The following is an 11,655-nucleotide window of genomic DNA, read 5'->3' as shown; positions in this document are numbered from 1 at the left end:
CCTTTCGTCTTCTGCCAAAGAGAAACGCTTATGTTCGATGATCTGGATTACAACCAACCGTACGCGTCGGCCCGCTCGCCGGTGATGGGCAACAATATGGTCGCCTGCTCTCAACCATTGGCCGCTCAGGCCGGGCTGGACATGCTGCGCCGTGGCGGCAATGCAGTCGACGCCGCCATCGCCGCGGCCATGGTGCTGACTGTGGTAGAGCCCACCGGCTGCGGCATCGGCAGCGATGCCTTTGCCATCGTCTGGGACGGCAGCAAGCTGCAAGGCTTGAACGCTTCCGGCCGCGCGCCACAAGCCTGGACACCGGAATACTTCGAAGGCCAGAGCCAGATGCCGCAACGCGGCTGGCCTGCGGTCAGCGTGCCGGGTGCAGTGTCGGCCTGGGTGGAGCTTTCGGCACGCTACGGCAAACTGCCCTTCGCGACCCTGGCCGAACCGGCGATCGGCTACGCCCGCGATGGCTATCAGGTCACACCGATTATCGCCGAGCTGTGGAAACGCGGCGCGCATCTGCTTAAGGACCAACCGGGCTTTGCCGAGTGTTTCATGCCGGATGGCAAGGCCCCCATGGCCGGAGAGAAAATCCGGCTCAAGGACCATGCCCGCACGCTGGAGCTGATCGCGCAGACCAAAGGCGAAGCGTTTTATCGCGGCGAACTGGCGCAAACAATCATCACCCATGCCAACGCCAATGGCAGCGTGATGAGTCTCGACGACCTGGCGACGCACACTGTGGACTGGATCGACACCCTGTCAGTGCCATACGCAGGCGCTGTGGTGCATGAACTGCCGCCCAATGGCCAGGGTATTGCCACCCTTGCCGGCCTGACCATGCTCGAAGCACTGGGCGTCGGTAAACACCCGGTGGACAGCCTCGAGACGGTTCATCCGGTGCTGGAAGCAATGAAACTGGCCTTGGCCGACCTCGACGAACATGTCGCCGACAGCGAGCACATGCGCGTGCCCTCAGCCGATTTGCTGGGCCAGGCTTACCTGACGGAACGCGCACGGCTGATCACCGATCAGGCCGCCAATCCCGGGCACGGCTCGCCAAAACCGGGTGGCACGGTGTACCTGTCGGCAGCGGATGAAAGCGGCATGATGATCTCGTTCATCCAGTCCAACTACATGGGCTTCGGTTCGGGTGTGGTGGTACCCGGTACGGGCATCAGCATGCAGAACCGCGGCGCGGGCTTCTCGCTGGACCCGCAGCACGTCAATTACGTCGCGCCGCGCAAACGCCCGTTCCACACCATCATCCCCGGTTTTGTCATGAATGCCGACGGCACGCCGCTGATGTCCTTCGGTTTGATGGGCGGCCCGATGCAGGCGCAGGGTCACTTGCAGATGATGATGCGCATCCTGCGCTACAAACAGAACCCGCAAGCCGCTGCCGACGCACCGCGCTGGAGGATCGAATCCGGCCTGAAAGTCGCCGTGGAGCGTGCGTTTGACCCCGAGGTGGTGAAAGCACTGCGCGCCAAGGGTCACGACATCGATGTCGAAGAGCCGAGCGGCGTGTTTGCCTTCGGCGGTGCGCAGATTATCCAGCGCACCGCGCATGGATACGTGGGCGGGACCGATCCGAGGAAGGACGGAACGGTCGCAGCGTATTGAGCGACCGCGATATCCGCTACTGACAAGCCATCGAGCAGACGGCCCTGGTCGGGAAACAGTTGCTCGATGCGCTTGGTAATCCGCGCAACTAAGGGTTACACCTTGCCGTCGACCAAGGGTCTTGCGGCTCGCCGGTAGCCCAGTAGCGCGTCCAGGACGATAAAGCCCAGCAGACTCACGCCCAATACGGGCAGGGCAAAGCCAGTCAACACTGCGACCAGGATCAACGCCCATTGCGCGCCCGGATTCAATGAGCGCCAGAGACTCAAGAGCGTTGCCTGCTGATTGCGTGGTTGAGAAAGCGTTGGACGACGTCGCCACCACATCACATAACCCATGACGACCATGGCCGCCAGGCCACTGGCGAACACCACCAGCACCAATTGATTGGCCAGACCGAACAACACGCCCATGTGCGCATCAATGCCCCAGCGGGTCAGCTTGGCGGGCAGCGAATAGTCTGCAAACCTGACGTGATCGACCACTTCCAGTGTTTGCGGGTTGATCGACACGGCATCCACTTGCGTCGGCCAACTGCGATCTATCTCGCTGACCACCCACGCCTTGTCGCTGCTCGCGGATGGCCTGATCTCAACTTTGGCTGCATCGATATGCTCGGCACGCGCGCTGGCCAGAACGCTGTCAAACAAGGCAGGGTCCAACACGGATGCCTGTGTCGTCGGCGCCATGTGCATATGGTGCTCGGCGTGCTCGTCCATGGGCATAGACATTGGCATCGCCGCCGACTTGCCCAGTGCGGTGGCCACACTTGGCGTTGACCAGCCATAGTAGGCACGCAGTACGCCAATGTTATCGCCAGCGTACTGTGACCACGTCAAACCGGTGGCCGAGAAGAACAGCAGCCCCAGCAACAGCCATACGCCGGTGGTTGCATGCCAGCGGCGCACGTTGCCGCGTTCACGACTCTGCCGACGACGGCGAACCGTCCACAGCACCAGACCGCCGAGCGCAGCCACCCACAGCCATGAGGCGGCCAGCTCGCTGTAGATCCTGCCGACATCGCCCAGCAGAAGGCCCCGATGAAACTGATCGATCCAGGTGCGTAGGGGTAGTACGCCACTGGTACCGTAGACCTTCATGTCGCCGCGAATTTCGCCACTCACCGGGTCCACGAACAGCGCTCGATGCTCTGATGGGCCAAAGCCCGGATCGCTGAACATGACCCGAGTGGTATCCCCTTCCCGGGGTGCCGGGCGCACTGCGGCCACGCTCAGGCCTGGACCTGCCGATGCCTGCGCGCGCTGGATCTGCGCCTGCAAGCTCATGGCAGGACCACGGCTGTCTGTGTGCAGCGCACGCGCATAGAGCGAATCTTCGATCTGCGGGGTCAGCGCATAGACGATGCCACTCAAGGCCGCGACCAGCATGAACGGACCGACGAATATGCCGATGTAAAAATGGAGCCTTTTCAGAAAGGCGACAAACGCCCCGGAAGGCCGTAGCTCCGGGCTTGAACAGGATACAGACATAAGGACTCACCAACGTATAAACGCGCCCCGCCGGAATGACCTTCCGGCAGGCTGTAAAGACAATATCGGTTGTTCGTGCGAGCGATACTCACACGTCCACGATGGGCGCTACGGGGCCTGTGGATTGAGTCGCGGGAGGGAGTACCTTGGCAGGTTGCCGAGCCAGAGGTCGGGCAACACGAAACGAGAACGGCGGATACGGGTCAGCCAGCCCAGCGCCACGAAGAAAATCATCGCCAGCGTCAGCGTGCCGGCAAACGAACAGTCTCCCGACTGCGTCTTCATGCTGCCTGACATGTCCGTCTTTTTGGACGAGCCGTCCATGGACATGTGCATCGTGTGATGCCCACCGTGCATATCCGACATCCCATGGTCTGCATGGGAGACCGACGCCACTGCAGTGCCTGCAAAGGCGGCCATCATCTGGCCATGACCGATGCTGCACGCAAGACCATTGAACAGGACAACTGCGTACAGTATCCAGGCAATGGGCGAGCAATGGGTTCGCAAGAAGTTCATGGCGGCTAATTTAACATCTCCAGCTGGAACTAGACAGAACGGGGTGTAAGGATCGGCAGCCTTCGCAGGAGCGATAATCGCGGTGAAGCGGGTTACACGAGCCCGCCATGTGCTGGTGGACGCCAAGGCGCTCCGCGTGGTTTCTTGCTTCGCTGCATCGAATGAACCTGGCAATTGCAGTCGAGCAGACAGTCGTTTTTAAATCCGTCGTTAAATACTTCGCCTGTACCCGCCACCTACAGGATCGTGCCAATGGACATAAGAGAACATGAAGTAAACCTTGAACACCTTGCAACAACCAGCACGCGTGCACTGAACCGACTCGAACTTATAACACCCCCAATCACACCTCGATGATGACCCGTACCAACCTGGCCCTTATACACGTACTTTTCCATGCCACACTGCCCGACTCTATCGCCTGGTTATATATATCACTTGATGGCGACACTGTTTTCTACACCCGAGCGAATTCCTCTCGACCCGGGTTGATCCGGACGCGCAGTCTGCTTTTCAAAAAACCGAGAAAACAGCTGCCTCCCCCCAATGAAACCGGACCAATAGCAACCTGTTCGATTCATGTTCGACCCTGTTAAAAAACGCGAAACCCATTTCGCGGTCATGAAACCTTCATTAAAAAATCCTGCAAATGCAACACACATCATCCGCTTTAACTTTCCATGATTATCATGAACAAGCTGAACTAAAGCTGTCTGTTCATGACGGGCTCGATGAAACCTGAACGCCAGATTAATAATTCTACATGGACGCATAACGACATTGTCGGCCGTTTGAGTTTCCCCCTACTCTATGCTTCGAAAGCCTGCCAAGCGATACAAAAAAGCAACGGCATATGGACATTATTTTTACAGTTGAACGCCTAAGTTCACGACACTCACGCACCCTGTATTTGCGCACTCGTCGTGTGACTTTTTTATGTTCGGCCCTGCTGCGTCAATCGGAGAGTCTCTGTAGATGAGTCAAACTTTTCTTGCCTTTTCACGGCCGTCCATTGGCGATGAAGAAATTGCTGCGGTAACGCGCGTGCTGCGTTCCGGATGGATCACCACCGGCCCGGAATGTCAGAAGCTGGAGGAAGAGTTCGCCGAACGGGTCGGCGCGCAACATGCAGTTGCACTGTCTTCGGCCACCGGAGCGATGCACATTGCGCTGCTGGCGCTGGGTGTAGGGCCTGGCGATGAAGTGATTACACCATCGCAAACCTGGGTGTCGACAGCCAACATGATCTGCCTGCTGGGGGCCACTCCGGTGTTTGTCGATGTTGACCGTGACACCCTGATGACCAGCGCCGCGCTGATAGAGCAAGCCATCACCCCCCGGACCAAAGCGATCGTGCCGGTGCATTACGCAGGCGCCGCATTCGATCTCGATCCGCTGTATGCGCTCGCCGAACGGCACGGCATCACCGTGATCGAGGATGCTGCACATGCCGTTGGCACCGGTTACCGGGGACGTCCGGTCGGCCAGCAAGGCACTGCGATCTTCTCTTTTCACGCAATCAAGAACATGACCTGTGCCGAAGGCGCGATGCTGGTCACCGACAATGCACGGCTGGCTGATCGGGTGCGTCAGCTTAAATTCCATGGTCTGGGTGTCGATGCCTACGACCGCCTGACCCTGGGTCGCAAGCCTCAGGCCGAGGTCATGGAGCCTGGCTTCAAATACAACCTGGCCGACATCAATGCGAGCATTGCGCGGGTGCAGTTGCAGCGCCTTGACGCCATCAATGCACAGCGCCAGACACTCGCCACCCATTACCTCGATCGACTGGCCAACAGCCCTGTTCTGCCTCTCGCCCTGCCCCGGCATGCCCAGCAACATGCCTGGCACCTGTTCATTCTGCGCATCGACCCCGAGCGCTGCGGGCTGAATCGCGACGCCTTCATGAAGGCCTTGCAAGCGCGGAACATCGGCACCGGCATCCACTTCATCGCGACTCACCTGCACAGCTATTACCGCAAGCGTTTCCCGAACGTCCGTCTGCCAGACACTGAATGGAATTCATCAAGGCTGTGCTCCATCCCCCTGTTCCCCGACATGACCCTCGATGATGTCGAGCGGGTGGTCGGTGCCATTGAATCGACCGTGGAATCCAGCCATTGAAACCGTATCCCATCAAGTTCGTGTCGATCGTCATCCCGGTCTACAACGAACAACAAAGCCTGCCAGAGTTGTTGCGCCGTACTGAAGCGGCCTGCGAACAGCTCAACCACCGATTCGAAATCGTGCTGGTCGACGATGGCAGCCGCGACGACTCGACAGACATCCTCCAGCGGGCTGCCGGACGCGCCGACAGCCCGTTCGTCGCAGTGATCCTGAATCGAAACTACGGTCAGCACGCCGCCATTATGGCTGGATTCGAGCAGTGCCAGGGCGACGTGGTCATCACCCTCGATGCCGATCTGCAGAATCCTCCCGAGGAAATCCCTCGCCTGGTGAAGCTCGCTGAACAAGGGTACGACGTAGTCGGCACGGTGCGCAGCAATCGTCAGGACTCCGCCTGGCGACGCTGGCCATCGAAACTCATCAACCTGGCCGTGCAGCGTTCCACCGGCGTGGCCATGAACGATTACGGCTGCATGCTGCGCGCATACCGACGCACGATTGTCGATGCCATGCTCGCCTGCCGGGAGCGCAGCACGTTCATTCCTATTCTGGCGAACAGCTTCGCGCGACACACCACTGAGGTGCTGGTCGACCACGCCGAACGCGAGCACGGCGACTCCAAATACAGCCCGATGCGCCTGATCAACCTCATGTTCGACCTGATCACCTGCATGACCACCACGCCCCTGCGCCTGCTCAGCATCATCGGTTTCAGCATGGCGTTGCTCGGTGTCTTGTTCGCGGCGCTGCTGATCGTTCTGCGCCTGATCTTCGGCGCGTCATGGGCCGGGGACGGCATGTTCGTCCTGTTTGCCGTGTTGTTCGTGTTCACCGGAGGGCAGTTCATCGGTATGGGACTGCTGGGTGAGTACCTGGGCCGGATGTACAGCGACGTGCGTGCGCGTCCGCGCTTCTTCATCGAGAAAGTCGTGCGCAGCTCGTCCCGAGTGGCCACCGACAGCGTTGATTCCCCTGTAATTCCCTATATGAACAAGGTCGCGCCATGAGCATTAAAGCTGTCGTTTTCGCATATCACGATATTGGCTGTGTCGGCCTGCAAGCGTTGCTGGATGCAGGCTATGAGATTGCCGCAGTGTTCACCCATGCCGACGACCCCAGGGAAAAAACCTTTTTTGGTTCTGTGGCCCAGATGTGCGCCCGGCACGGCATTACGGTGCATGCCCCCGAGGACCCGAATCACCCGCTGTGGGTGGAGCGCATCGGCAAACTGGCCCCGGACTTCATTTTCTCCTTTTACTATCGCCAGCTTCTTGGCGACTCGCTGCTGGCCTGCGCGAAAAAGGCCGCGCTGAACCTGCACGGCTCGCTGCTCCCGCGTTATCGCGGCCGCGCGCCGGCCAACTGGGTGCTGGTCAACGGCGAAAGTGAAACCGGCGTGACCCTGCATCAGATGGTCAAACGCGCGGATGCCGGGCCGATAGTCGCCCAGCAGCGGGTTTCGATCAGTGCCACCGATACCGCCTTGACGCTGCATGGCAAATTGCGTGATGCCGCCGCTGACCTGCTTTGCGAAACACTGCCCCTGCTGGCGGCAGAAGGGCAACTGCCAGCTACGCCTCAGGATGAATCCCGTGCAACGTATTTCGGTCGGCGTACCCCGGCTGACGGCTTGATCGACTGGTCGCTGCCAGCCACCCAGCTCTACAACCTGATCCGCGCAGTCACGCAGCCCTACCCTGGCGCATTCTGCCCGGTGGGCGAGAACAAGTTGATTGTCTGGGCCGCCAATGCCGAGGCAGGCAATAACGGCGAAGCACCCGGCACGGTCATCAGCCACGACCCGTTGCGTATTGCCTGTGGCGAGGGTTCGCTGGTCATCACCGCAGGGCAGCGCGGCGACAGCGGCTTGTACCTCAGTGGTGCACAACTGGCGCGCGAATTCGGGCTTGTAGCAGGCTCGCAACTGCTCGATAAGGCACAGCGCCGGTCGATCCGTCGTACCCGTGTGCTGATCCTCGGCGTCAACGGTTTCATCGGCAACCACCTGTCCGAGCGTCTGCTGCAGGATGACCGTTACGAAATCTACGGCATGGATATCGGCTCGGACGCCATCGAGCGCCTGCGCGCCAAGCCGAACTTTCATTTCATCGAAGGTGACATCAGCATCCACACCGAGTGGATCGAATACCACATCAAGAAATGCGACGTTGTGCTGCCACTGGTGGCCATCGCCACGCCGATTGAATACACGCGCAATCCACTGCGGGTTTTCGAGCTGGACTTCGAAGAGAACCTGAAGATCGTCCGCTACTGCGTGAAGTACAACAAGCGCGTGATTTTTCCGTCCACCTCCGAAGTCTATGGCATGTGCCAGGACGCAAACTTCAACGAAGACACCTCCAACCTGATCGTTGGCCCGATCAACAAGCAGCGCTGGATCTACTCGGTGTCCAAGCAGCTACTGGACCGGGTGATCTGGGCCTATGGCCAGAAAGGCCTGCAATTCACCCTGTTCCGTCCGTTCAACTGGATGGGACCGCGTCTGGACCGCCTGGATTCGGCGCGCATCGGCAGCTCGCGGGCCATCACTCAGTTGATCCTGCACCTGGTCGAAGGCACGCCCATTCGCCTGGTGGACGGCGGCGCCCAGAAGCGCTGCTTCACGGATGTCGTCGACGGCATCGAGGCGCTGGCGCGGATCATCGAAAACCGCGATGAGCGCTGTAACGGACAAATCATCAACATCGGCAACCCCGATAACGAAGCCAGCATCCGTCAGTTGGGTGAAGAGTTGCTTCGCCAGTTCGAAGCCCATCCGTTGCGCGGCCATTTTCCGCCTTTCGCGGGCTTCCGCGAAGTCGAAAGCCAGTCCTTCTATGGCAAGGGCTATCAGGACGTCAGCCACCGCACGCCGAGCATCGACAACGCTAAAAAGCTGATTGGCTGGACACCGGGTATCGAGCTGAGCGAAACCATCGGCAAAACCCTGGATTTCTTCCTGCGCGAAGCCATGGCTGAAAAAGCGGACCAGTGCTGATGCAGGCAGGCCTGAGAATCGATGTCGACACTTACCGAGGCACCCGTGAGGGCGTGCCAAGGCTGCTGGACATACTCGACGAAGCGCAGGTCAAGGCGACCTTCTTTTTCAGTGTCGGCCCCGACAACATGGGACGCCACCTGTGGCGCCTGGTAAGGCCCACGTTCTTCTGGAAGATGCTGCGCTCCAGGGCGGCGAGTCTGTATGGCTGGGATATTCTGCTGGCCGGTACCGCATGGCCGGGCAAACCGATTGGCCGGGACCTTGGCCCACTGATGCGCCGCGCGCTGGATGCAGGCCACGAAATAGGCCTGCATGCGTGGGATCACCATGGCTGGCAAGCGAATGCCGGACACTGGAGCGACCGACAGTTGACCGCCCAGATACACCGTGGGGTCGATTGCCTGAGCGACATCCTCGGCCAGCCGGTGGTGTGCTCCGCGGCAGCAGGATGGCGCGCCGACCAGCGCGTCGTGCAGGCCAAAGAAGCGTTTGGCTTTCGTTACAACAGTGATTGCCGTGGCGTCAGTCTGTTTCGCCCGTTGCTGGCGGATGGAAGTGTCGGTACCGCTCAGGTTCCGGTGGATTTGCCGACCTTCGATGAAGTCGTCGGTCCGCACCTGCAGCCGGATGCGTTCAACGACTACATTCTCGGCCGTTTTGCCGCACGCAGACTCAATGTCTACACCCTCCACGCCGAAGTGGAAGGAATCATCATGGCCGACGGTTTCAGGCAACTGTTAAAGCGCGCCAATACCCAGGGCATCCACTTCGCACCGTTGGGCGATCTGCTGCCAGGTGCCATTGAACGGCTGCCTTCCGGGCATATCGTTCGCGGTCACCTGCCCGGCCGCGATGGCTGGCTGGGGGTGCAGCAGTGATGCACCTCAGGCACCGTCATCTTGCGCTGCTGTTATTGGCGTTCGTGCTGGCTTATCTGCTGCCCCTGGGCTTTCACGGCCTGTGGATTCCCGATGAAACCCGCTATGCGCAGATCAGCCAGGAAATGCTCCACAGTGGCAACTGGGTCGTTCCGCACTTCATGGGATTGCGTTACTTCGAAAAACCGGTTGCCGGTTACTGGCTGATTGCACTGGGGCAGCAGGTTTTTGGCGAAAACCTGTTCGGCGTGCGCATTGTGTCGGCACTGGCCAGCGGCTTGAGCGTGCTGTTGGCCTATTTGCTGGCCGGCAAGATCTGGAACGACCCTCGCAAGCAGTTCGCCAGCGCCTTGCTGTTCATGAGCTTCGGCTTTGTCGCGGGCCAGGCCGGTTACGCCAATCTCGACCCGCAATTCACCTTCTGGACCAACGTGACACTTCTGGCATTCTGGTACGCCGTGCACAGCGTCGGTCGAGCGCGTCTGGCGGCATGGGCGGTAGTCGGCGTGGCCTGCGGGATGGGGTTCATGACCAAGGGCTTTCTCGCCTGGGCACTGCCCGTCATCATCGCTCTGCCTTATATGCTGTGGCAGCGACGCCTGGCCGAGCTGCTCAGATTCGGCCCGCTCGCGGTACTGATTGCCGTCGCCGTCTGCCTGCCGTGGGCGCTGGCGATCCACCAGCAAGCGCCCGACTACTGGCGTTACTTCTTCTGGCACGAGCATATTCACCGCTTTGCCGGGGACAATGCGCAGCATGCCCAGCCCTGGTGGTTCTATGTGCCCCTGCTCGTGGCGGCCTGTGTGCCGTGGGCACTGCTGTTGCCGGTAACACTGAAGCAGGCATGGCAACAAAAAAGCCGCCCTGACATTGCCTTTTTGCTGCTGTGGCTGCTGCTGCCGCTGGCGTTTTTGAGCCTGAGCAAAGGCAAACTGCCGACCTACATACTGCCGTGCCTGCTGCCGTTGGCACTGCTGATGGCCAATGCTCTGGTCGACCGCCTTGATAAAGGTCACAGCACTGCGTTGCGCGCGAATGGATTAGTCAACGCGACCGTCAGCTTTGTCGGGCTTGTGGCGTTGATCTACCTGCAACTCAAGCAGCCCGTCTACGAAAACGAACCGATGCATCTGTCACTGGCGGTCATCGTGCTTCTCGGATGGACATTTGCCAACGCGCTGCAAGGCTTGCGTCCACTGACGTTCTGGACCATGCCGGCGCTGGGCAGTTGGCTGCTGATCGCATTGCTACCCGCTGCACTGCCAAACGATGTGATCAATAACAAGACTCCCGACCCGTTCGTGGTCAGGCACCAGGTCGAACTGGCGGACTGCACGCATCTGCTGAGCAACGATCTGGGCACGGCCTCGGCACTGGCGTGGCGCCTGAAACGGCCTGATGTTGCGCTGTTCAACACCTGGGGCGAGCTGGAATACGGGCTGGGCTATCCCGATGTGCAGGGTCGCGAAGTCCGCCTGCAGGATATCGATGCCTGGATGAAGAACGCCCGCAGCCAAGGCCGGGTCGGCGTCATCATGCGCGGCAAGAGCGATGAGGAGCTGAAAGAGCTCGAAAGTCTTCCCAAGGATGGTCAGCGCTATGACGAAGGCAACCTGGCCATCCTCATTTACGAGAAATCGGCATCGTGACCTGGCTGATGCTGGCGTGTGCATGCCTGCTGACCTGTCTGGGCCAGATCGCGCAGAAGTACGCAGTACAAGACTGGCGTGGCGCATTTCCCGGCGCGTTTACAGCGCTGCGTTCGATATGGCTGTGGCTGGCGGTGGCCTGCCTTGGAGCGGGCCTGCTTATATGGCTGCTGGTGTTGCAACGCCTGGACGTTGGCATCGCCTATCCGATGCTGGGTCTTAATTTCGTGCTGATCACGCTGGCAGGTCGCTATCTGTTCGATGAGCCGGTTGACGCACAGCACTGGCTGGGTATTGCGCTGATTCTTGTCGGGGTATTTCAGCTGGGGCGTCAGGCGTGACGCGCTGCCGGGCAACCCTGTGCG

General features: G+C 59.9%; 9 protein-coding genes. 7 read left to right on the top strand and 2 right to left on the bottom strand.

The window, feature by feature from the left end; translation table 11 throughout:
* The first annotated feature begins 30 nt into the window (after nucleotides 1-30).
* Nucleotides 31-1,626 (top strand): gamma-glutamyltransferase family protein, encoded by a 1,596-nt coding sequence (locus tag ACW55A_RS04465; protein ID WP_498810745.1) that lies wholly within the window; start codon nucleotides 31-33, stop codon nucleotides 1,624-1,626.
* Nucleotides 1,627-1,721: 95 nt separating this feature from the next.
* Here ACW55A_RS04465 and ACW55A_RS04460 read toward each other — a convergent pair whose 3' ends face one another.
* Together ACW55A_RS04460 and ACW55A_RS04455 are read right to left on the bottom strand one after the other, a co-directional pair.
* Nucleotides 1,722-3,116 (bottom strand): PepSY-associated TM helix domain-containing protein, encoded by a 1,395-nt coding sequence (locus ACW55A_RS04460; protein WP_455808768.1) that lies wholly within the window; start codon nucleotides 3,114-3,116, stop codon nucleotides 1,722-1,724.
* Between the two features lie 108 nt (nucleotides 3,117-3,224).
* Nucleotides 3,225-3,635, bottom strand: a complete 411-nt coding sequence (locus ACW55A_RS04455) for a DUF2946 domain-containing protein (RefSeq protein WP_455808769.1) — start codon at nucleotides 3,633-3,635, stop codon at nucleotides 3,225-3,227.
* Between the two features lie 975 nt (nucleotides 3,636-4,610).
* Here ACW55A_RS04455 and arnB point away from each other — a divergent pair.
* From arnB to arnE, 6 genes are read left to right on the top strand one after another with little or no spacing between them, the layout of a single operon-like run.
* A complete protein-coding gene (gene arnB / locus ACW55A_RS04450; RefSeq protein WP_498810746.1) occupies nucleotides 4,611-5,759 on the top strand; it encodes a UDP-4-amino-4-deoxy-L-arabinose aminotransferase in 1,149 nt (382 codons plus the stop codon).
* A complete protein-coding gene (arnC, locus tag ACW55A_RS04445; RefSeq protein ID WP_498810747.1) occupies nucleotides 5,756-6,769 on the top strand; it encodes an undecaprenyl-phosphate 4-deoxy-4-formamido-L-arabinose transferase in 1,014 nt (337 codons plus the stop codon). Before arnB ends, arnC begins: the two co-directional genes overlap by 4 nt.
* Nucleotides 6,766-8,760, top strand: a complete 1,995-nt coding sequence (arnA, locus tag ACW55A_RS04440; RefSeq protein WP_065349802.1) for a bifunctional UDP-4-amino-4-deoxy-L-arabinose formyltransferase/UDP-glucuronic acid oxidase ArnA — start codon at nucleotides 6,766-6,768, stop codon at nucleotides 8,758-8,760. The genes arnC and arnA overlap by 4 nt, the downstream gene beginning before the upstream one ends.
* Nucleotides 8,760-9,641 carry a 4-deoxy-4-formamido-L-arabinose-phosphoundecaprenol deformylase gene (arnD, locus tag ACW55A_RS04435; RefSeq protein WP_054081100.1) on the top strand — a complete coding sequence of 294 codons (882 nt, stop codon included), beginning with the start codon at nucleotides 8,760-8,762 and terminating at the stop codon, nucleotides 9,639-9,641. Before arnA ends, arnD begins: the two co-directional genes overlap by 1 nt.
* Nucleotides 9,641-11,290 (top strand): lipid IV(A) 4-amino-4-deoxy-L-arabinosyltransferase, encoded by a 1,650-nt coding sequence (arnT, locus tag ACW55A_RS04430; protein WP_498810748.1) that lies wholly within the window; start codon nucleotides 9,641-9,643, stop codon nucleotides 11,288-11,290. Before arnD ends, arnT begins: the two co-directional genes overlap by 1 nt.
* Nucleotides 11,287-11,631 (top strand): 4-amino-4-deoxy-L-arabinose-phosphoundecaprenol flippase subunit ArnE, encoded by a 345-nt coding sequence (gene arnE, locus ACW55A_RS04425; RefSeq protein WP_003370936.1) that lies wholly within the window; start codon nucleotides 11,287-11,289, stop codon nucleotides 11,629-11,631. Before arnT ends, arnE begins: the two co-directional genes overlap by 4 nt.
* Nucleotides 11,632-11,655 lie beyond the last annotated feature (24 nt).

Source organism: Plantibacter cousiniae (nom. nud.), assembly GCF_977070315.1.
Note: the sequence above shows the minus strand (reverse complement) of the source record. Positions and strands in the feature narration are given on the sequence as shown.

What these genes read in the sequence shown, in the direction of transcription:
- arnA (WP_065349802.1), top strand. Translation starts at nt 6,766, where the DNA reads ATGAGCATTAAAGCTGTCGTTTTCGCATATCACGATATTGGCTGTGTC.
- arnD (WP_054081100.1), top strand. Translation starts at nt 8,760, where the DNA reads ATGCAGGCAGGCCTGAGAATCGATGTCGACACTTACCGAGGCACCCGT.
- arnB (WP_498810746.1), top strand. Translation starts at nt 4,611, where the DNA reads ATGAGTCAAACTTTTCTTGCCTTTTCACGGCCGTCCATTGGCGATGAA.
- ACW55A_RS04460 (WP_455808768.1), bottom strand. Translation starts at nt 3,116, where the DNA reads ATGTCTGTATCCTGTTCAAGCCCGGAGCTACGGCCTTCCGGGGCGTTT.
- arnT (WP_498810748.1), top strand. Translation starts at nt 9,641, where the DNA reads ATGCACCTCAGGCACCGTCATCTTGCGCTGCTGTTATTGGCGTTCGTG.
- ACW55A_RS04455 (WP_455808769.1), bottom strand. Translation starts at nt 3,635, where the DNA reads ATGAACTTCTTGCGAACCCATTGCTCGCCCATTGCCTGGATACTGTAC.
- ACW55A_RS04465 (WP_498810745.1), top strand. Translation starts at nt 31, where the DNA reads ATGTTCGATGATCTGGATTACAACCAACCGTACGCGTCGGCCCGCTCG.